The organism is Clostridium thermobutyricum (assembly GCF_000371465.1).
Lineage (GTDB): Bacteria > Bacillota > Clostridia > Clostridiales > Clostridiaceae > Clostridium > Clostridium thermobutyricum.
The window spans coordinates 320,119-342,054 of sequence record NZ_KB850956.1; the positions used below are offsets into that span (position 1 = coordinate 320,119).

A 21,936-nucleotide genomic window follows, 5' to 3' on the forward strand; every position below is an offset into this window, starting at 1 on the left:
AGTTTATCAATTTAATGGAGGCTTATTCTAAATAAATATACTATTTAATATATTTCCATCTATGTCACTTGGAACTTTTCCAAGCATATTAAATATTGTTGCTCCTTCATCTATAAGCCTAATAGGTCCTATATCAAAATTCTTTTTTACATTAGGTGCTTTGCAAAAGAATATTGTTTTATAATTATCATCTTTTGGGTTATATCCATGATTTGCAATAGCATGTTTACCTTTTGTTTTTTCTATTGTATTTCCTAAATAATCATTTATAAAGTAATAATTATCATTAGCTTCAAGCATAAATGTACATTTATCACTTGCCCCAAGTTTTTTAGCTTCTTCACTAGAAATAATATTTTTGATGCAGTTATTATTTTCTTTTGAAAAATTGCAAATTAAATCATAAACCATTTTGATCTTATATTTATTTTTTACATAAACATAAGCAGAACCATCACAGAAGTTAAGATAAGCATCATATTCTTTAATAACATTTTTAGAGTTCAATTTAATTAGATCATTTTTTAAAAATAGATTATTAAGTTTAATAACATATTCTGCATCCTTGAAACTATGATCTCCTAATGCAATCAAAGTAGATGAGTCGTATATATTGTTTTCCTTTAGAAATGATATTATTTCCCCTAGTCTTTTATCATGTCTTTTTAAGGATTGAGATATATGATTACTTTTAGTACCAAAAATATGTTTATGAGTATCCGTATCTGTAAAATGAACCATAATAAAATCAGCTAAATCATTTTTTAAAACATACATTAAGGTATTAAAAGTAAAATTATCTAAATAGGGTTGTTCATAGCCTTTTCTTAAATGACTATAGAGCTTTTCTATTTTAGCTTGAAATAATGGACTTCCATTTAGAGCAGAAACCATTATTTGATTTTGCCATTTTCTATTTGGAAAAATTTCTGGGATATTTAAATCAATGCTTTTAGATTTTCCTGTAACTGGCCAAAGTAAAGTACAAGTTTTAAGTCCTTTTTCTTTTGCTATATCATAAATTGTAGATCCATTTATTTGCTTCTTATACCAAAACCAATCTGGATTTTTTCTTTCAGGTTGTATAAGAATATTATTAATTATCCAATGATTAACTGGTAATTTTCCTGTAGCTATTGAAGTATGTGCAGGATAGGTTAATGATGGATAAACAGACTCAACATTATTTGAATAACTACTGTTTTCTTTCAATTCTTTAAAGTTTGGTAATTTTATAAGATTAATAAAATCTTTATTACCAACTGCGTCAAAAGATAAAATTATAAATTTTTTTTTCAATATTTTATTCCTCCTACATAGAGTGAATTTTGCCAATATACTTATGATTTTACTCTTATTATTATGTATATAGCAACACTATTGGAACAAAATGGCTTGTATAAGTTATCAACAAGCTGAAGCTAGTTATTTCAAGGGGTTGTTGAGAAATGTGGATAAAAAGCGTGAAATTGTGGATAACTTTACAAAGTGGATAAAATTGTAAAAACAGATTGTATACACAATATAATAGGGGATAGCTTGTTCGACAAACAATATAGTGCATATTGTAGAAAAATATAATATAAGATAAAATTAATTTAAATATGATGTCGAAAAATACTAACATTATGCACAAAGTTGTGGACAAAATATGTGGATAATGTTGATAACATACAATAAGTGGTAAGTGAGGATATAATATGGAATATATTAAGGAAATAACAGAAGCGGAATTTATAAATAGACCAAATAGATTTAATGCTTTAGTTAAAATAAATGGTAAAGAAGAAATTGTTCATGTACCTAATACAGGAAGATGCAAAGAAATATTAATTCCAGGAACAAAAATATTACTTAGAAAAGAAGATAATCCAACAAGAAAAACTAAATATGATTTAATTTGCGCTTATAAAGGAGATAAATTAATAAATATTGATTCTCAAATTCCAAATAAAGTAGTTATGGAGGCTTTAATAAATAAAAAGGTAGGAAAATTAATAGAATATAATAGTATATTAAAAGAAAAAACTTTTGGGAAAAGTAGATTTGATTTTAAATTAGAAAAAGAAACAGGAGAAGAATATTATTTAGAGGTAAAAGGAGTTACTTTAGAGAATAATGGATATGCAAGCTTTCCAGATGCTCCAACAGATAGAGGAAGAAAACATCTTTTAGAATTAGTTAAAGTAAAAGAAGAAGGAAAAGGTGCTGGGGTTTTATTTCTTATACAAATGGAAGGTATAAAAGAATTTACATCTAATGATGAAAATGATCCTGCTTTTGGAGAAGCATTAAGATATGCTAAAGAAAATGGAGTTGATATTTTTGTTTATTCTTGCATTGTTAGCGAAAAGGAAATAACATTAAATAAAGAGGTAAAATTATCAATTTAACATAGATATTTAAAAATAAAAAAGAAAGGAGTGATGTTAATAAATGAAATTTAAATATTGTCCATTATGTGGAGACGAATTGGAACAAAAATATAGTTATGATGAAGGTGGAGTTCCTTATTGTAAAAAAGATGATAAAATGTTTTTTGATACTCCAAGACCTTGTATTGTAGTTGGTGTAATAAAAAATGATGAAATACTTTTATTAAAACAAAGTTATATATTTAAAGATTCTAAAGTACTTATATCAGGTTATGTAGGACAAAATGAAAGTGCTGAAGAAACTGTATATAGAGAAGTTTTAGAGGAGACTGGAATAAAAGTAAAAAATATATCGTATATTGGTTCTGATTACGTTAAAGATAAAGATTTATTAATGTTAACTTTTATAGCTATTTATAAAGAAGGGGAAATTATTAAATCAGATGAAGTTGAACATGTAGAGTGGTGTAAAATAGATTGTGCATTAGCTCAAATGAAAGAAGATTTAGTAGGAACAAAAGCAGTATCTAAGATAATGGAAATTTTAAAAAATGATATAAATTAATAGAATCATAATTTTATAAATATTATATAAGTTAAAAACAAATATACTGTAGTCTTAATAAGATAGGATTTTATAAATAATAGCCCTAAGAATTTTCTTAGGGCTAAAATATTATGTTTATAACTACAATTAATATAGTAGTATTTATACTGATTAAATGATAGATTTACGTTGTAACTTTATAAAAAGAGTATTATTATTGTAATCAATAAATGCCTCATCTATCATCATTCCTACAAGAGTTAGCTCACTATCAAACTCACATTCACCACCAAGTTGCCAATAATATTGTTCAACTTCTCTTTGTCTAGGAGTATTTAAAGCCTTGTTTAAACTTTCAAAAGCTTCTTTAGGAAAATTTTCAATTATAGCTTTTATTTCTATATAAGATATATCTTCTAAAGTTTTTATATTAACACTAATATTATTAGTATTAAAATGATAGCAATATGCCATTATTTCATTTACGATTTTTAGATTTTTTTCCGTTTTAAAATTCATCTTGTCTAACCTCTCTTTTGAATGTAGTTATTAATGGGACTAATATCATTGCTACGAGTCCACCTGCAAAACCATTATTATAAAGGTTTAGTCCACCATGTAAATATCCAACATTAACTCCTAAACAAACATGTAAGAATCCTGCAAGTATTCCTACCCAAAATCCAAATTTACCAGCTATAGGAGCTAAACATGTGCTAAATAAAATAGCAAGTATTATACTTGGGCTTGTTAAAGGGTTTATATTTATAAGAGCTGCTAAAGTAGCTCCTATTAATATGGGAGTTATATTTTTTAAATGCTTACCAAAACATCCAAATCCAATAATATTAAAGATTCCGCCAAGAGTTGGTCCATTTAAATCTCCACCTATAAGTAATAAAAATAATGTTGAGAACAAGCCTAGTATTCCCATATTTATATATGTAGTATCTCCATATAATAAATAAAAATCAGAAACAAGTTTACCAGACTGATTGGACAAATTATTAAGTTTTTTTATATTATCTTTGCCAAAATAAATTCCAACACTTATTAAATAAATTGAAATAAACATCATAAAAAAGAGCAAGAATTTATTGCTTCCAGTATGCCAAAGAAGTCTAGAATCAAAGTCAATTCCAAAAGAACGTAAGATAGACATTAGTAATGTTGCAATTAATCCACCTGCAAAACCAATATTATATAGATTGTATCCAGAATGAGCTAAAATACAGTGGCTAGCTATTGGAGTTAAAATAAAACCTGTTATTACACCAATTATGGCACCTAAAATCATTCCAAGTGGAATATTGTCATAAGTAAAACTAAGTTGACTAACAGTAGGTGCTAAAGCAGTAGATAATAACATAACAAGACTATAGTTTAGAAGTGGTTGTTTTTGATATTTAGAAAAAAGATAAACGCCAAACATGATTGGCCAAATATTCAAAAGATTTTTACCAAAAAAAGCAAAACCGGTCATTAAAAATAATGCCATTATAGTTGAACCATTTGGTTTAATTTCTAAACGTATAAGCATTAAAATACTTATGATACTAGTAATACCCGCATTAAAAAGAGCGCTTGATATTCCACCAACAGCAATATAATCTGTTATTAAAATATCAGGAGCAAGTAAAATTTTCTTTAAACCATTTAAAATTTCAGAAGGAGAACTAATTAATAAAGCAGCTATTAAAAAAAATAGATACATAACCAAAAGAATTTTATAAGGTCTAAAAAAGTTCTTTTTCTTTAGCAAAATTTTCACCTCTCAAAATTAAATTTATAATTTATACCTAAATTAATAAACTTAAAACTCAATTTTATTATATTATAATGAATATAAACTTTTCTACTAAAAAATAGAAAAAATGCTAGAAAATATTTTCAAAAATTTTAAAAAAATATATAATTAAGAATAGTAAGAAGTTTTTGGGGAGGATTAAATATGAGTAATGGTATTAAATATGTTCCAGAAGTAATGGGAGTATTAAGAAGTCATATAGTAAAGGTTCCAGATGTAATAAGAAATTGTTCTGGGATAAGAATATTTGGAAAGAGGATAAAAAGTATACTATTTTCTACAGATGTTGCAATGATAAAAAATACAAATGCGGATGCTATTATGGCAGTATATCCTTTTACTCCTCAGCCAAAAATAACAGAGGCAATAGTAACTGCTGCTGATGTTCCGGTTTTTTGCGGAGTTGGGGGAGGAATAACTCAAGGGATAAGAGTTATTAATCTTGCATTAGATGCTGAATTTAAAGGAGCTATAGGAGTTGTAGTAAATGCACCTACATCTAATGAAATTGTTAAAAATATAAAGGAAACTATAGATATACCAGTAATAGTAACAGTATGTTCAGAAGAAGAAAATATAGAAGAAAGAATAGAAAGTGGTGCAACAATTTTAAATGTATCTGGAGGAAAGGATACAATTAAAATTGTAAAAAAAATAAGAGAATCACATCCTACATTTCCTATAATAGCAACTGGAGGCCCTACTGAAGAGAGTATAAAAGAGACAATAGAAGCAGGAGCAAATGCTATAACATATACACCTCCATCAGGGGCAGATAGAATGAGTGAATTAATGGACATATATAGGGAAAGAAAGGGACAAAAATAAAACTGTTAAAATAAAACCTTTATTTAAAGGTTTTATTTTTTTATCAAATTAGTAACAAAAAATTCCTATTGAAATATTATAAAATAGATGAGATTATTATATAAATATAATCAAAAGGATAAGAAAATAAGTAAGATAGTTAAGAATTTGATATAAGTAATAAATTGTAAAAATTTATTTCAGAAAAAAGTAATAAAAAATATTGTATTTTTTTTTAAATATGATATTATATTTATAAAAAAAGTTAGAATAAAATGGAAAAAGACAAAATACAGGGTAGAGGCGCCAGTGTAAAGAGTATTTATTAGGAGCTGCAAGCTATGATTAATAAAGAAAGGTGCAATGGCCGAAGTTAGCTGACCGCAAGAAGGCTTTCTGGGTATATGTATAATATGCATATAACTGTCACATAACGTGGAGTGCTACAACTGAGTTTAGTTTTTTTAGGGATAAGTCTATCCTTTTAAGCTATACGAAGATATAAATCAATTACACGCTATTACCCGTCACAGAAATTCTGTGGCGTTTTGTTTTACTTAAAATAGTGGAGGAATGAAAAGATGAAATTATTTGGCAGCATGATTGTAGAAGAAAATGTATTAAGTGTTGGGGGAATAAAATTAAGTAAACTAGCAGATAAATATGGAACACCTTTATATGTAATGGATGAGCAATTATTAGAAGAAAATTGTAGAGAATATTATAGAAATTTTAAATGTGAAGATAAAGGTAATAAAGTTGCTTATGCTGGAAAAGCATTTTTAACTTTAGCTATGTGTAAAATAGTAGAAAAAGAAGGTTTATATCTTGATGTAGTTTCAGGAGGAGAATTATATACAGCTTATAAAGCAAATTTTCCATTAGAAAGAGTATTATTTCATGGAAATAATAAAACTTTAGATGAAATTGAACTAGGAGTTGAACTAGGAGTTGGAACTTTTGTAGTAGATAACTTTTTTGAAATTGAACATTTAAATCATATAGCAAAAGAAAAAGGAAAAATACAAAATATTTATTTAAGAATTACACCAGGGATAGAAGCTCATACTCATGAATATATAAAAACAGGACAAATAGATTCTAAATTTGGTTTTGCACCTATAGGAGACAATATAATAAATGCAATAAAGAAAGCTATAAATTTAGAAAATGTAAATCTTTTAGGACTTCATTGTCATATTGGTTCTCAGATTTTTGAAATTGAGCCATATGAAGATGCAACAGAAATAATGCTAAAACTAATAAAAAGAGTTAAAGATGAAACTGGATATTTAATAAAAGAATTAGATTTAGGTGGAGGTTTTGGAATATACTATAGTAAAGGTGATAGTCCTAGAGAAACAAAGGAATATTGTCAAGCTATATTAAATAAAGCTGATAATGTATGTAAAGAAATAGAATTAGAAATGCCTAAATTAGTAATAGAACCTGGGAGATCAATTGTTGGTAATGCAGGAATAACATTATATACAGTTGGATCAATAAAAGATATTCCTGATATAAGAAAATATGTTTCAGTAGATGGTGGAATGACAGATAATATAAGACCTGCACTATATCATGCAAATTATGAATGTGTAGTTGTAAATAGAGTTATTCATGATTCAAGAGAAACAGTAACAATATCAGGAAAATGTTGTGAATCAGGAGATATACTTCTTCAAGGAATAAAAATACCATCAGTTTTAAGTGGAGATTTATTAGCAATAATGTCAACAGGAGCATATGGATATTCAATGTCTAATAATTATAATAAAATACCAAAACCAGCTGTTGTTATGGTTAAAGGCGGTAAAGAAAAAGTTATTTGTAAAAGAGAGACATATGCTGATATATTAAGAAATGAAATATTATAGATATTAAAAAATATTAACCTAATCCTTTCATAGACAAAAATGGATAAAATTGGTAAAATGATTATAGAAAGGATTAGGTGATTTTTTATGTGGAAAAAGGTTTTGAGAGAATGGGTATTTTTAATTGCTATAGCTTATGTAATTTCACTATTAATAAATAAATTTTTAATTTTTACGGTTTTTATACCGAGTGGATCAATGATGCCTACTATAAATATTGGTGATAGATTAGTGGCAACTAGAATTCATAATTATGATAATATAAAGCATGGAGATATATTAGTTTTTAATTTTATAGAAGAAGATTCTCTTTACATAAAAAGAGTTATAGGACTTCCAGGAGATAAAATAAAAATAGATGGACAAGCTGTATATGTAAATGGAGAAAAATTAGAAGAGGAATATGTTAAATATCCAGAAGATACTTATGCAGAATATATTGTCCCAGAAAATAATTATTTCTTTTTAGGAGACAATAGAAATGATTCAAAAGATAGCAGATATTGGAATAATCCATATATAGAAGAAGAAAAAATAAAAGGAAAAGCTATTTTTAGATTTTATCCATTTGATTCTTTTGGAAAAGTAAATTAATATATAATATTATGAGCATTTAGAATGATCTAAATGCTATTTTTTTATATTGATTTAAATTATATGTTTTTATAAATGAAAATATGGGTATTATAATTAATATGGACAATGAAAAATATATTCAATAAAAAAATATAGAAAATTTTATATAAAATTAATTAAAAGTCATAAATAATAATATTACATAGTAATATAGATTGATTTTTCTATTAAGATATAATTAATTTACATAACTTTGCAAGAATTTTATGTGATTTTTATGATATACTAATAAAGAATATATGTTCAAGAAAAGTTAGGTGATGATGATAGAGAAGAACAGAGATTTATATATAATGGATAGAAAAGAAAAAGATACTTTTATTTTAGAGAATAAATATGGTAAATTTATAGAAGTTAATAGCAAATTCGTTTTTGATAACATAAAAGAAGGGGATGTTTTAGCTAAGATAAATGGTAGATATTATTTAGATAAAGCTGAAACTGAAAATAGGAGAAAAATTATAGAAAACTCCGTGGAAGGAATGTGGGTGGACGAATGAGTGAAGAGAATTTAACAAATAGACAAGAGATAGAAACTCCTAATACGCATATGAAAAGAAGTATTAGAAATAAAAATGATAAAAAATTAAAAAAAAATAATATATTTTTTGATTGGATACTACCAATATTAATAGCTGTTGCTATTGCATTTTTAATTAATAAATTTCTTATATTTAAGGTTAAAATTCCAAGTGGATCTATGGAACCTACTTTAAATGTAGGAGATAGATTATTTGTAACAAGAGTTTATGAACCTCAGAATTTAAAAGAGGGCGATATTGTGGTATTCTATTCTCAAGAACTTGGTAAAGTTTTAATTAAAAGGTTAATAGGACTGCCAGGGGACACAGTAAAGATAGTAGGAGGAAACGTATTTGTCAATGGTAAGGAGATAGATCAAAGCTATGTCAAATATCCAATGTCAACGTATCAGGAATTTAAAGTTCCACAAGGAGAATATTTCTTCTTAGGAGATAATAGAGCTAATTCTTATGACTCGAGATTTTGGAAAAATCCTTATATTCCAGCAAAGGATATAATGGGGAAAGCAGTGCTGAAAATTTATCCATTTGATGATATTGAGTTTCTGAAAAGATAGAGAAAGGTGAGGTGGAAAGATGGACCAAAAAAACAATCCAAATAAGGGGAATAAAAATTCTAATCCTAATAATATGATGAAAGGGCCAGGAAAGACCATAATTATATATATAGTAATTGCTTTAGCGCTTGTTTTATCAGCAGGATATATTAGAAATACTTCATTAAATGAAGAAATAACATATACAAAGTTCCAACAATTACTTAATCAGAAGCAAATTTCTGAAGTTACAATAACACAAGATGACTTAGTAATTACTCCAAAAGATACTAGTGAGTACAAAGGTAAATCACTTTATACACCGAATATCAATAATCCACAATTAATACAAGAATTAAAAGATGCAGGTGTAACTTTTGTTGGTAAAAATCCAACATATTCACCATTCATTAATACAATTGTAATGTATGGATTAATGTTCCTATTCTTAATATTTATGTGGAAATTCGTATTCTCAAAAATGTCTGGAAAAATGGGCGGAGGTATGATGCCATTTGGTAAGAACAATGCTAAAGTCTATATGGAAGATGAAATTGGAGTAACATTTAATGATGTTGCTGGTCAAGAGGAAGCTAAAGAATCTCTAGTAGAGGTTATAGATTACTTAAATGACCCTAAAAAATACACTGAAATAGGAGCTAAGTTACCTAAAGGAGCTCTTTTAGTAGGACCTCCAGGTACAGGTAAAACTCTTCTTGCAAAAGCAGTTGCAGGAGAAGCAAAAGTTCCATTTTTCTCAATATCAGGTTCAAGCTTCGTTGAAATGTTTGTTGGGGCTGGAGCTAAGAGAGTTAGAGAATTATTTAAAGATGCTGCTGAAAAAGCACCATGTATAATATTTATAGATGAAATTGATGCTGTTGGTAAAAGCAGAGATAGTCAATTACAAAGTAATGATGAAAGAGAACAAACTCTTAACCAATTACTAGCTGAAATGGATGGATTTGATTCAAGTAAAGCAATAGTAATTCTTGCTGCTACAAATAGACCTGAAATTCTTGATAAAGCTTTATTAAGACCAGGTAGATTTGATAGAAGAATTATAGTTGATAGACCAGATCTTCCAGGAAGAGAAGCTATACTTAAAGTTCATGCTAAAGATGTTAAATTAGCACCAGATGTAGATTTAAAAGATATAGCAAAGAGTACTCCAGGTGCTGTTGGGGCAGACCTTGCAAATATAATGAATGAAGGTGCTTTAAGAGCAGTTAGAGAAGGAAGAAAACTTGTAAGCCAAGATGACTTAAGAGAAGCAGTTGAAGATATAATTGCAGGTAAAGAAAAGAAAGATAGAATTCTTTCTAAAAAGGAAAGAGATGCTGTTGCATTCCATGAGGTTGGTCATGCTTTAGTTGCAGGTTTATTAGAGGATTCAGATCCAGTACACAAAATAACAATAGTTCCAAGAACTATGGGAGCATTAGGATATACTATGCAGCTTCCAGAAGATGAAAAATATCTTGTATCAAAAGAAGATTTATTAAATCAAATAACAGTTATGTTTGGTGGTAGAGCTGCTGAAGAAGAAGTATTTAATCTTGTATCAACAGGAGCTTCAAATGATATTGAAAGAGCTACACAAACAGCTAGAAGTATGGTAACTGTTTATGGTATGTCAGAAAGATTTGATATGATGGCTTTAGAGTCAGTTCAAAATAGATATCTAGATGGTAGAGCAGTTAGAAACTGTAGTGAACAAACTTCAACTATTATAGATGAAGAAGTATTAGCAATAGTTAAGCAATGTCACCAAAAAGCAAGAGATATCTTAAGAGAAAATAGAGATTTACTTGATAAGATAACAGGTGTTCTTCTTGAAAAAGAAACTATTTTTGGAGATGAATTCATGGAAATAGTTTATGAAAAATATCCAGAAATGAAGATTAAAAAACAAGAAAGAGATAAGAGAAGAGAAGAAGCTAAGAGACAAGTTGAAGAAGCTAAGAAAAAAGCTGAAGAGTTAAGAAAAGCTAAACTTGAAGAAATAGCTAGAAGAAATGAAGAAAAAGCTTTAGCTGCTGCTAAGGCAGAAGAAGAAGCTAGAAAAGCAAAATTTGCTCCTTTAGATGAAGCTTTAGAAAAAATGAAAATAGAAAAAGAGCTAAAAGGAGAAGATTCAGAAAAAAATGAATCAGAAATAAAACCATCATTAAACATGGAAAAAGAACAAACTTCAGAAGGAAATGAAGTTGAAGTTAAAAAAGATGATGTAAATGATGATCCTCAAAATTAAGAGGAAAAAATAAAATAATAAGGAGATAATCTAGGTGGAACAAAACATAGATTTCTTATTTGAGAGAGAACATTTAGGGGAAACCCTAAATGTTCTTAATCGTGAGATAATAAATTATATTGATAAAAGAAAATATATAACAGATTATATTATAGATTACAGAAAGAAAGTAATTGAAGAATATAGAGATGATGAAGATAAAGTACAAGAATATTTTGACCACGAAGCTTATGTAAAAGAAGAAGCTTTTAGAACTATTGATAGAAAACTAAAAGAATTTACAAAGCTTAAAGAAAGTCCTTATTTTGGAAAGATAAGCTTTATCGAAGATGGTAGTGTTCCAGAAGAGATGTATATAGGAAGATTTGGGTTAACACCGGAAGAAACTTATGAACCTGTAATAGTTGATTGGAGAGCTCCTGTAGCTTCTCTTTTCTACAAAGGTACATTAGGTTCTGCAAGCTATCAATCTCCAGGAGGAGACGTAGAAACAAATATTGTTGGAAGAAGACAAATAATAATAAAAAAAGGTGAATTAAAAGGTGTTTTTGATTCAGCATTAGATGTTAAGGATGAAATACTTCAAATGGTATTAACTAATAACTCTAGTGATAAACTTAAAGATATTGTTATGACTATCCAAGAAGAGCAAGATGAAATAATTAGAGCACCAAAAGATAAAGTTGTAGTTGTAAATGGTGTTGCAGGTTCAGGTAAGACTACAATAGCACTTCATAGGGTTTCATATCTTTTATATAATTATAGAAAGCAGTTTGGAGATAAAGTTTTAATTTTAGGTCCAAATGATATTTTTATGGACTATATAAGTGGAGTTCTTCCTTCACTAGGTGAAGATGGAATTGATAATATGACTTTTGAAGTATTTGCAATAAATGAAATAGGACTTACAGAAGAAGTTCAAGGTTTTTCATATTATATGGAAGAAGCTATGAGCGGAAATGAAATAAACTTAAGAGATTATAAAGAAAAAAGTTCAGAAGAGTTTGTAAATAAACTTGATGAAGTTGTAAAGGAAATGAATGAAAATTATTTCAATATAGAAGATGTAGTATTCTTTAATGAAACTATAATGACTAAGGAAGAAATAAAAGATTTATTCCAAAATTATTATTCTAATATGCCTTTATTTAGAAGAAGTGAAAAGATAAAAAGAATAATAATTTCTAAAATAAAAGATAAGAGAGATGAAAAAGTTTATCTTTTAAATAAAGAAATGGAAGAAAAACTTAAAGAAGTTAAAGAAGAAGATTTAATATTTGAAAAGAATAATATTGATTTCCAAAGAAGATTAAGAATAAGAGAAATTATAAGAGAAGTAATAAATGCTAGAACTGCTCTAAATAGTTGGATAACTAGAGAAGATACAATAGATATTTATAAGAGAGCAGTTAATACAAATAATTTAACTTATATGGATCTTGCAGGAATTCTTTATCTTATGATAAAGCTAGAAGGTAAGAAATCATCTAAAGAATATAAGCATGTTGTAATAGATGAAGCTCAAGACTATAGCTTTATGCAATATAGAATAATAAAAGAAATGACAGGTTGCTCAAGCATGACTATAGTTGGTGATAGCAATCAAAGACTTATAGAAACAGATGAAGAAGTTGCTATGGTAAATCTTCAAAGTATATTTGGAGATAAGGTTATAAATTATTCTTTAAATAAAAGTTATCGTTCAACTCAAGAGATAATGGAATATGCAAGTAAATTCTTACATGAAGAAAGAATAGTACCATTAGTAAGAAATGGAGAAAAAGTACTTGAAGAAGAAGTAACAACTATAGAAGACCAAGTAGAAACTATACTTTCAATAATTGAAGATTATGAAGAAGAAGGACTTGAAAGTATTGCAGTAATAACTAAAAATAAAGAGACACTAAAAGAAATATCACATAAATTAAAAGAAAAAACTAAAATTCTTACTTTTGATAGAAGTGATATAATCTATACTGGTGGAAAAGTTATAATGCCAGCTTACTATGCAAAAGGATTAGAGTTTGATGGTGTTATAATTCTAGAAGAAGAGAAACCTTCTCCAGACTTAGTTAAGTATATTATGTGTACTAGAGCATTGCATAGACTTTCTGTGATAAAGAAAAAATAAATAAAAATAAAAGCTTTCCAAAATAAAGGAAAGCTTTTATTTTTTTGATTATATTTTTAATTTCTCTAATTATAATTTTATTAAGGTTTTAATTTTAAATTAAAGATTCGATTTCTTTAATTAAATCATCATATATAGAATTTACTATATCAAAATCCATATTTTTAACGTAATATTTTTCCAAAGTATCATGAGTTAATTTTGCTTCTGCTATAAGAGATAAGCCCTTGTTTAAAAGAGTATCAAATTCATATTTATTAAAATCAATTTCTTCTTTTAGAATAGAGAGTTTATTAGTGTCGCACATATTATTTAAATTAAATGCAGTACCAGTTAAATTTAATTTATATATTTCATTTTCAGAAAATACTCCAATATTAAGTTCTGGAATTATAATATGAGATATTTTTTTAGGTAATATAGGATTATGATAATATTCTACATTATAACCATAACCAATTGCTGTATTAGCTAAATCTTCAAGTATTTCACTCTTACATAAACCAGTTTCTCCTTTGAGAATATATATAGAATCAAGATTCTTAGTTAAAGTTTCTGTGAATGAAACAACTCCATTAGGACTAAAAGCAGTTGAGAAGAGATGTCTTTCTTTTCCTAAAGGTGCAATTCTGCAATCAGGGAATATCATATCTTTTAAAGATACTTTAAACTTAAATAAAAGATTTTTATCAAGAGCTATTTTATTAAGAGATGCCCAATCTTCATAAATTATACTAGCAGCTTTAAAATATTTATAAGCTCTTTTAAAAAGATTAGAAACAACATTGTTTACAGAAATTATTTCATCTTTATATTGAGCAATTTCTTTTTCATTTAATGCAACTGCTAAATCAATTATTTTATCTACAGCGCCAGGAGTTTTAGGATCTATGCTATGTGGTGAAGTTCCATCTAGAAGTGCAACTTTTAGTTCTTTAATTAATATTCCATCTAAAGATTGGTCATCTGATGAGCAATGGAATTGTTCGATATTAAATCCTTTAGAACCAAAATAGAAAGCAACTTTCTTCATTAGAGAAGACTTACCAGTACCAGGACCACCTTTTAAGCAATAAATTTTAGTAGCATCATTTTGAGAAATTATATAATCAAAAAAAGAATGAAATCCTTCGGAGGTATTTCCGCCTAAAAACATATGACGATCAGTATTTTTTTCCATAACAATCAGCTCCTTTAATTATTTAGCAACAATACAATATATACTACAAAAAGATGAAATGTGATATTGTATAAAACTTAAATGAAAAATTATCAAACTTTATAATAAATATATTAGAAATTTAAAAAGTATTAAATAAAATGATTTTTATAAAGTATAAAATGAAGTTTAAATATAAAATTAATAAATATGCATAAAAAATTACTATATATGCATATTTTTATTTAAGTATATTGAAGTGAGTAATTAATTATATAATATACGTACAGAATATAAGTGGTGTTTTGCTAGGGAGAACAAAAATAAAAAATAGAAAAAATTTTTAAAAAAATATTGCATAAAAATTAAAACTAAGTGTATAATTATACCGAGGTAAAAAAAGGAAATTTAAATATAGCAATAGAGAATTTAGGGGGAATAAATTATGAAAAAAGGGTTTTTAAAAAAGATGATGCTATTAGGTATCACAGGAATAATGATGTTTAGCTTTGCAGGATGTGGTGCAAAAAATGATGATGGAGCTAAAGAAGGGGCAAAAACTAAATTAGAAGAAGTTAAAAATAATAAGAAATTAGTTGTTGGAATGAGTGCTGATTATGCTCCATATGAATTTCATGCAATGATTGATGGAAAAGATACTGTAGTAGGATTTGATGTAGAGTTTGCTAAAGAAGTGGCTAAAGATTTAGGAGTAGAATTAGAAATAAAAGAGATGAACTTTGAAGCTTTATTAGCAGCAATTCAATCAAATCAAATTGATATGATAATTTCAGGAATGAATCCAGATGCTGAGAGAGAAAAAGTTGTAACATTCTCAGATATTTATTATGAAGCTCAACATGGAGTTTTAGTAAATAAAAAAGATTTAGCTAAATTTGAAACAATAGAAGATTTAGAAAACGTAAAGGTGGGAGCTCAAATTGGTTCTACTCAAGAAAAGATAACTAAGGAAGTTATTAAAGCAAAGGATCCAACTCTTATGGCAGATGTAAATAACTTAATTTTAGAACTTAAAACAGGAAAAATGGATGCACTAATTACTGAAGAACCAGTAGCTAAAATGGCAATAAAGAAAAATCCAGAGATGGCATTAGCTGCAATTAAGTTTGAAGCAGATGGAGGTGGAAACGCAGTTGCAGTTAAAAAAGGTGAAACTGAATTAATAGAACAAGTTAATAAAACTATAAAAAGACTAGTTGATAGTGGAGAATTAGAAAAATATATTATAGAAGCAAATGAACTTGCTGCAGAAAATAATAAAAATTAGTTATATAAAGAAAGTAAAAATGATATGATGGATGCACTTTAAGTGCATCCTATATTAATTGTAAAAGGGTGTGAGACTAATGGGATATAGTTTTGATTTTAGCTTTTTGCAAGAATACTTTCCTGTATTTTTAGAAGGGGCTAAATTAACATTAATAATATCAGCAATTTCAGTTTTATTTGGAGCTGTAGCTGGTTCAGTATTATATTTTTTAAAGTCAGTGAACATAAAAATTTTAGGAATAAAACCTCTAAATATAATAGCATCAACATATATAGAAGTTGTACGTGGAACTCCAATGATATTACAAATAATGATGGTTTATACAGGGTCAGCATTATTTTTAGGAATAGATATGAAAGCTTTAACAGCTGCTATAATAGCAGTTTCTTTAAATTCTGCTGCATATGTAGCTGAAATAATAAGAGCTGGAATAGAAGCAGTGGATAAAGGACAAATGGAAGCTGCTAGAAGCTTAGGAATGACAAGAGGACAAGCTATGAGAATGATAATAGTGCCTCAAGCAGTGAAAAATATATTACCTGCTATAGGAAATGAATTTGTAGTTGTAATAAAAGAATCTTCAATGGCTTCAGTTATTGGTGTAAATGAATTAATGTTTAGTGCAACTATAGTAAAAGGTGCTACATTTAAGCCATTTGAACCTTTAATGGTTGTAGCAGCATTTTATTTTATTATGACATTTAGTTTAGGAAGATTAATGAAGTATATTGAAAGGAGGATGAAAGCAAGTGATATGCGTTAAAGAATTAAAAAAATCATTTGGAAATCATGAGGTTTTAAAAGGAATATCAGCAAATATAAAAAAAGGTGAAGTTGTAGTTGTAATAGGACCATCAGGTTCAGGAAAAAGCACTTTTTTACGTTGTCTAAATCTTTTAGAGGTGCCTACAAGTGGAGAAATAATATTTGAAGGAAATAATATAACTGATAAAAAAACAGATATAAATAAGATAAGAGAAAAAATGGGAATGGTATTTCAACAATTTAATCTTTTCCCACATAAAACTGTGTTAGATAATTTAACTATTGCTCAAATTAATGTAAAGAAAAAAAGTGTAGAAGATAGTAAGAAAAAAGCTTTAGAGTTATTAGAGAAAGTGGGATTAGTGGATAAAGCAAATGCTTATCCTAATTCTTTATCAGGAGGGCAAAAACAAAGGATAGCCATAGCTAGAGCTTTAGCTATGGCACCAGATGTTATGTTATTTGATGAGCCTACATCAGCTTTAGACCCAGAAATGGTAGGAGAAGTTTTATCTGTAATGAAATCTCTTGCAAATGAAGGAATGACAATGGTTATAGTAACTCATGAAATGGGATTTGCAAAGGAAGTTGGAGATAGAATTTTATTTATAGATGAAGGTATAATAATGGAAGCGGGAACACCAGAAGAAATTTTTGAAAATCCTAAAAATGAAAGAATGAAAGCATTTTTATCAAAAGTTCTATGATAACTTAAATTTAGATATTTATAAATAAAATCTTATGAGAAATTTAAAAGTAAATATAATTAATTCTAATATAAATTTTTCTAAAAAAATTATTATAATAATTTTTAGTTTTAAAGTTAAATAAAATGAGCTTTAAAGTAAAATCGTTAAGAGCACTAACAAATTAATTTTTGTTAGTGCTTATTTATTTATAAAATTTTAAATTAAATATATTTTATTTTGTCACGAAATAAAAAGTAGATTTGTTATATGAGTAGATGTACATCAAATTATAGAATGGGAGATTATAATGGGTACCAAAATAGAAAGCATTAAATTGTTTGAGAATTCGATAAGCAGTGTAAAGAAAGGTGATTTATCTGAACTAAAAAGGTTATATATAGAAGAAAGAAGAGGAATTTTCTTATTTATTTTATCTATAGTAAAAGATTATGGAGTAGCAGAAGATATTTTACATGATGTTTTTATAAAGATAATTATAAATAGTGAAAAATATAAAAGAAATACAAATGCAAAGGCGTGGATTATGACAATAGCTAGAAACCTATCTTTAAATTATTTAAATAAGAGTAAACATATAAATTTTAAAGAGAATATTGAAGTAGTAGCTAATAATGAATTACAAGAAATTGAAAGTGAAATTGAATTTTTAAGAATGATAGAACCTTTAAGTGAAATAGAAAAACAAATAATAATCCTTAGATTAAATGTAGGTTTTTCATATATACAGATAGCAAAAATTTTAGACATTTCAATTGTAAATGCTAGAGCAAAGTATTCTAGAGGAATAAAAAAGCTTAGATTAAATGAAAAGGATAGGATTTAGTATGTTTAAAAATAGAAAAAGAATTAATGAGTATAAAAAAATAAGTAATTCTGTAAGATTACCAGAATTAAAAAGTAAAGAGAAAAATTTTGAGGTTAGGAGAAAGGAAAAAATGAATAAAAAAGCTATAGCAAGTGGAATATTAGTAGCAACTATTTGTGGGGCAATATTTTTAACAAATATAGGAACTGATTTTAAAGGCATAGAAAATAATGGAGGTAGCTTAATTGTTTATGCTTCAGAAAACAATGGAGCTAATAAACAATTATTTGAAAAAGGAAAAGAAATAGCAATTAATTCAGTTTCAGTTATTACTGATGATAAAACAGGAAAGATGTATAGCGTTAAAAAAGGTGCGCAATTAAGTATTTTATCTGATGATATAAAAAGCTTAAAATTAAGTACAAATAAAGGGGAGTTCATGAATGAATTCCAATTTAATGAAACTAATATAAATAATTTTAATGAAAAATCGATTGGTGAAAAAGTAGACAGCGATAAAAAAGAAAAAATATATGATTATAATGTTTCAAAAGATGGAAAAAGTATTGAAGTAAATAATATAAACAACAAAGTATTAGGAATTGCTTGGGGTTTAAGTCCTGAAATGGAAAAAATGGATAAAAAGCAATTTGGAGAAGTAGAAATAAATATAACTGCTGAATATAAAGATGGTAAAACAGCAAATGAAACAATTGTTTTAACTTTAAATGATAAAGGAATGTTTGTAGGAAAATTAAAATAGAAAAAACACTCTATGAAATAATTAAATTCAAAAAAATATTTAATAACTTATTTTTATAAATTTTATAGATAGGTATTAAGTTAATAGGTATAAAAATAATTAATAAGTTTAATGAAAATAAAAAAAGAGTTTCTACTAATAGGTAAATTATTAGTAGAAACTTATTTTTATATTTTAAGTATAATCATGATCTATTGTAATTATACAATTATATTCTGGGTGAAGTTCTTTTATGGCTTCTATTATGTCATTTTTTAAGGCTTGTTCATCCATTATTTTTTTTAGATTTTCTGAATCAACTACAACATCAAATATAAGATTTTTTTCATCACCCTCTCCAACTATTCTAAAATCATGCATTGATTTTATTAGAGGGTTATATTTTATAATTTTTGATACTTCTGTATAAGCAACTTTTATTTCGTCATCAGAAAGACAAATTGGGTCCATATGAATTACAAGATATAGTTCAAGCTTTTGTGAAATTTCTCTTTCAGCTTTATCTATTATATTATGAATTTCCATTATATTCATATCACTTGGAATCTCAGCATGAACTGAAGCCATACATCTACCAGGACCATAATTGTGAATTATAAGGTCGTGAATTCCAGTAATATGTGGATATGAAAGTATTAAACTTTCTAATTCTTTAACTAATTCTGGATCTGGAGCTTCTCCAAGTAGTGGATTTAGAGTTTCTTTAACTAATGATACTCCTGAATATACAATTATTAACGCAACTACTACTCCAACATAACCATCAATAGGAAAATTAGTAAATTTTGAAGCTAAAAATGATATAGATACACAAGTAGAAGCAAAAACATCTCCAAGTGAATCAACAGCTGCAGCTTTTAATGCTTTAGAATCTATTTTGTTTCCTATGTATCTATTAAATCCAGCAAGCCACAGTTTAAGAAGAATAGAAACTATTAATAGAATGAAAGGTATTATTTCAAAGTCAACCTTACTAGGATTAAAAATTCTTATTGCTGAAGATTTTACAAATTCTAGTCCTACAAGGATTACTAAGAAAGAAACTATTAATGAAGATATATATTCAATTCTTCCATGCCCAAAAGGATGCTCTTTATCAGCAGGCATATTAGATAGTTTAAATCCTGCAATTGTTATTATAGATGATGCAGCGTCAGAAAGGTTATTAAAACCATCTGCAGTTATGGCAATACTTCCTGTAATTAAACCAACAGAAACTTTTATTGCTACAAGAATTAAGTTAACAACTATACCAACAGCACCACCAAGAACACCAAATTTATTTCTAACTTTTTTTTCTTTGGTGTTATTATTATCTTTAATAAAAGTGTTAACTAAAAATTTTGATAACATAAATTACTCTCCTATATTAATATATTAATATTATTCTAACGTATAAGAATATAATAATCAATTTAAAAAAGAATTAGAAATGTGGTAAAATAAGTTTAACTAGACTTAGAAATTAGGAGTGATTCACAATGGAAAAAAAATTAGCTCAAGAGTTAATAAATTTTATAGATAATAGTAAAACAGCTTTCCATGCTGCAAATGAAGTTCAAAATATGCTAGTAAAAGACGGATTTAAAGAACTTTCAGAAGGAGATAGCTGGAATCTTGAAAAAGGCGGAAAATATTTTGTTAAGAAAAATGATTCAGCTGTAATAGCTTTTGTTATAGGTAATGGAGAAATTGAAAAAGATGGATTTAGACTTATAGGAGCACATACTGATGCACCAGGATTTAAAATAAAACCTAATGCAGATATGAAAAGTGAAAATAGATATGTTAAGTTAAATACAGAAGGATATGGTGGAGCTATATTAAGTACTTGGTTTGATAGACCTCTTAGTATTGCAGGAAGAGTTACTTTAAAAGGAGAAAATCCTTTAAAACCTGTTGTAAGATTAGTAGATGTAAATAAACCAGTTCTTATAATTCCTAATTTAGCTATACACATGAACAGAAGTATTAATGAAGGATATGCTATTAATAAGCAAAAAGATACTTTACCTCTATTAGGATTTATAAATGAAAAATTTGAAAAAGACGGATATTTAATTAGTTTACTTTGTGAAAGTTTAGGAGTTAAAAAAGAAGAAATCTTAGACTTTGATCTTTTCTTATATGAATATACAAAAGGATGTTTAATGGGAATTGATGAAGAACTAATATCTATAGGAAGACTTGATGATCAATGGATGGTATTTGCTGGAGTGAGAGCTTTATTAGACAGTAAAGAAATTGATAGTACAAAAGTTATGATTTGTGTTGATAATGAAGAAATAGGAAGTTTAACTTCTCAAGGAGCTAATTCAAGCTTAATAAGAAGATTATTAGAAAGAATAGTAATATCTCAAGGAAAAGGAACAGAAGAGTTCTTTAGAGCACTAGCTAATTCAGTAATGATTTCAGCTGACCTTGCACATGCAGTTCACCCTAATTTAGGAGAAAAACATGATCCAACAAATAGACCAGTATTAGGAATGGGACCAGTATTAAAAATAGCTGCTTCAGGAAGTTATTCAACTGATTCATATTCAGGAGCAATATTTAAATCAGTATGTGAAAAAGCTGGAGTTCCAATGCAAAAATTTGTTAATAGATCAGATGTAAGAGGTGGAACAACTATAGGACCAATGTCAGCTGCTGACCTTTGTATTCCAGTAGTAGATATGGGAGCACCACTTATAGGAATGCACTCAGTAAGAGAACTTGCATCAGTTAAAGATAATTATTATACAGTAAAAGCATTTACAGAATTCTATAATTTATAAAATGTTGAAATAAAAGAAACCACTCGCTATAGAGTTAATAGCGAGTGGTTTCTTTTGTTAAAATATTTCTAAAGGAGAGATTCCATAAAAATCTCTATTCAAATTTAACATAATTTAGATAAAAATACAAGCTGTATAGGCATTAGTAAATTGA

Annotated in this window: 20 protein-coding genes and 1 riboswitch; of the genes, 15 read left to right on the forward strand and 5 right to left on the reverse strand. The window is 27.1% G+C overall.

The window, feature by feature from the left end:
- Positions 1 to 27: 27 nt before the first annotated feature.
- The gene (locus HMPREF1092_RS01415) at positions 28 to 1,299 is read right to left on the reverse strand and encodes an alkaline phosphatase family protein (RefSeq protein ID WP_002596799.1); all 1,272 of its coding nucleotides are present in this window, start codon (positions 1,297 to 1,299) and stop codon (positions 28 to 30) included.
- 401 nt (positions 1,300 to 1,700) lie between these two features.
- Between HMPREF1092_RS01415 and sfsA the strand changes: the two genes are divergently transcribed.
- Positions 1,701 to 2,393 (forward strand): DNA/RNA nuclease SfsA, encoded by a 693-nt coding sequence (sfsA, locus tag HMPREF1092_RS01420; RefSeq protein ID WP_002596800.1) that lies wholly within the window; start codon positions 1,701 to 1,703, stop codon positions 2,391 to 2,393.
- A gap of 43 nt (positions 2,394 to 2,436) precedes the next feature.
- Positions 2,437 to 2,940, forward strand: a complete 504-nt coding sequence (locus tag HMPREF1092_RS01425; RefSeq protein ID WP_002596801.1) for an NAD(+) diphosphatase — start codon at positions 2,437 to 2,439, stop codon at positions 2,938 to 2,940.
- 153 nt (positions 2,941 to 3,093) lie between these two features.
- Here HMPREF1092_RS01425 and HMPREF1092_RS01430 read toward each other — a convergent pair whose 3' ends face one another.
- On the reverse strand, positions 3,094 to 3,441 hold the full coding sequence (locus HMPREF1092_RS01430; RefSeq protein WP_002596802.1) for a hypothetical protein: 348 nt from the start codon (positions 3,439 to 3,441) through the stop codon (positions 3,094 to 3,096).
- Positions 3,431 to 4,636, reverse strand: coding sequence for a DUF1576 domain-containing protein (locus HMPREF1092_RS01435; RefSeq protein WP_051070334.1), 1,206 nt, complete (start codon positions 4,634 to 4,636; stop codon positions 3,431 to 3,433). Before HMPREF1092_RS01435 ends, HMPREF1092_RS01430 begins: the two co-directional genes overlap by 11 nt.
- A gap of 237 nt (positions 4,637 to 4,873) precedes the next feature.
- Between HMPREF1092_RS01435 and HMPREF1092_RS01440 the strand changes: the two genes are divergently transcribed.
- The 7 genes from HMPREF1092_RS01440 (at position 4,874) to HMPREF1092_RS01470 (ending at position 13,512) form a co-directional block, all read left to right on the forward strand.
- Positions 4,874 to 5,557 (forward strand): beta/alpha barrel domain-containing protein, encoded by a 684-nt coding sequence (locus tag HMPREF1092_RS01440; RefSeq protein ID WP_002596804.1) that lies wholly within the window; start codon positions 4,874 to 4,876, stop codon positions 5,555 to 5,557.
- 269 nt (positions 5,558 to 5,826) lie between these two features.
- Positions 5,827 to 5,990: riboswitch (Lysine riboswitch) on the forward strand.
- A gap of 127 nt (positions 5,991 to 6,117) precedes the next feature.
- Positions 6,118 to 7,413 carry a diaminopimelate decarboxylase gene (gene lysA, locus HMPREF1092_RS01445; protein WP_002596805.1) on the forward strand — a complete coding sequence of 432 codons (1,296 nt, stop codon included), beginning with the start codon at positions 6,118 to 6,120 and terminating at the stop codon, positions 7,411 to 7,413.
- Between the two features lie 87 nt (positions 7,414 to 7,500).
- Positions 7,501 to 8,007, forward strand: coding sequence for a signal peptidase I (gene lepB / locus HMPREF1092_RS01450; protein ID WP_002596806.1), 507 nt, complete (start codon positions 7,501 to 7,503; stop codon positions 8,005 to 8,007).
- Positions 8,008 to 8,342: 335 nt separating this feature from the next.
- Positions 8,343 to 8,549: a DUF3006 domain-containing protein gene (locus HMPREF1092_RS01455; protein WP_158082707.1), complete on the forward strand. Its 207-nt coding sequence runs from the start codon at positions 8,343 to 8,345 to the stop codon at positions 8,547 to 8,549.
- Complete coding sequence (gene lepB, locus HMPREF1092_RS01460; RefSeq protein WP_002596808.1) at positions 8,546 to 9,148, forward strand: signal peptidase I; 603 nt, start codon at positions 8,546 to 8,548, stop codon at positions 9,146 to 9,148. The genes HMPREF1092_RS01455 and lepB (HMPREF1092_RS01460) overlap by 4 nt, the downstream gene beginning before the upstream one ends.
- Positions 9,149 to 9,167: 19 nt before the next feature.
- On the forward strand, positions 9,168 to 11,381 hold the full coding sequence (ftsH, locus tag HMPREF1092_RS01465) for an ATP-dependent zinc metalloprotease FtsH (RefSeq protein WP_002596809.1): 2,214 nt from the start codon (positions 9,168 to 9,170) through the stop codon (positions 11,379 to 11,381).
- A 34-nt stretch (positions 11,382 to 11,415) separates the two neighbouring features.
- On the forward strand, positions 11,416 to 13,512 hold the full coding sequence (locus tag HMPREF1092_RS01470) for a HelD family protein (RefSeq protein WP_002596810.1): 2,097 nt from the start codon (positions 11,416 to 11,418) through the stop codon (positions 13,510 to 13,512).
- 94 nt (positions 13,513 to 13,606) lie between these two features.
- Here the strand turns inward: HMPREF1092_RS01470 and HMPREF1092_RS01475 are convergent, their stop codons facing one another.
- On the reverse strand, positions 13,607 to 14,692 hold the full coding sequence (locus HMPREF1092_RS01475; protein ID WP_002596811.1) for a hypothetical protein: 1,086 nt from the start codon (positions 14,690 to 14,692) through the stop codon (positions 13,607 to 13,609).
- Positions 14,693 to 15,116: 424 nt separating this feature from the next.
- Here HMPREF1092_RS01475 and HMPREF1092_RS01480 point away from each other — a divergent pair, with 424 nt between their 5' ends.
- The 5 genes from HMPREF1092_RS01480 to HMPREF1092_RS01500 all read left to right on the forward strand — a co-directional run bounded on the left by HMPREF1092_RS01480 (position 15,117) and on the right by HMPREF1092_RS01500 (position 19,005).
- On the forward strand, positions 15,117 to 15,959 hold the full coding sequence (locus HMPREF1092_RS01480) for a transporter substrate-binding domain-containing protein (protein ID WP_002596812.1): 843 nt from the start codon (positions 15,117 to 15,119) through the stop codon (positions 15,957 to 15,959).
- A 79-nt stretch (positions 15,960 to 16,038) separates the two neighbouring features.
- Positions 16,039 to 16,725: an amino acid ABC transporter permease gene (locus HMPREF1092_RS01485; RefSeq protein WP_002596813.1), complete on the forward strand. Its 687-nt coding sequence runs from the start codon at positions 16,039 to 16,041 to the stop codon at positions 16,723 to 16,725.
- On the forward strand, positions 16,712 to 17,434 hold the full coding sequence (locus HMPREF1092_RS01490) for an amino acid ABC transporter ATP-binding protein (RefSeq protein ID WP_002596814.1): 723 nt from the start codon (positions 16,712 to 16,714) through the stop codon (positions 17,432 to 17,434). Before HMPREF1092_RS01485 ends, HMPREF1092_RS01490 begins: the two co-directional genes overlap by 14 nt.
- Positions 17,435 to 17,723: 289 nt before the next feature.
- Positions 17,724 to 18,260 carry an RNA polymerase sigma factor gene (locus tag HMPREF1092_RS01495; protein ID WP_002596815.1) on the forward strand — a complete coding sequence of 179 codons (537 nt, stop codon included), beginning with the start codon at positions 17,724 to 17,726 and terminating at the stop codon, positions 18,258 to 18,260.
- Positions 18,241 to 19,005: a hypothetical protein gene (locus tag HMPREF1092_RS01500; RefSeq protein WP_207637618.1), complete on the forward strand. Its 765-nt coding sequence runs from the start codon at positions 18,241 to 18,243 to the stop codon at positions 19,003 to 19,005. The genes HMPREF1092_RS01495 and HMPREF1092_RS01500 overlap by 20 nt, the downstream gene beginning before the upstream one ends.
- A 174-nt stretch (positions 19,006 to 19,179) precedes the next feature.
- Here HMPREF1092_RS01500 and HMPREF1092_RS01505 read toward each other — a convergent pair whose 3' ends face one another.
- Positions 19,180 to 20,358 carry a cation diffusion facilitator family transporter gene (locus HMPREF1092_RS01505; RefSeq protein WP_002596817.1) on the reverse strand — a complete coding sequence of 393 codons (1,179 nt, stop codon included), beginning with the start codon at positions 20,356 to 20,358 and terminating at the stop codon, positions 19,180 to 19,182.
- Positions 20,359 to 20,486: 128 nt separating this feature from the next.
- Between HMPREF1092_RS01505 and HMPREF1092_RS01510 the strand changes: the two genes are divergently transcribed.
- Positions 20,487 to 21,782: a M18 family aminopeptidase gene (locus HMPREF1092_RS01510; RefSeq protein WP_002596818.1), complete on the forward strand. Its 1,296-nt coding sequence runs from the start codon at positions 20,487 to 20,489 to the stop codon at positions 21,780 to 21,782.
- The last annotated feature ends 154 nt before the right edge of the window (positions 21,783 to 21,936 follow it).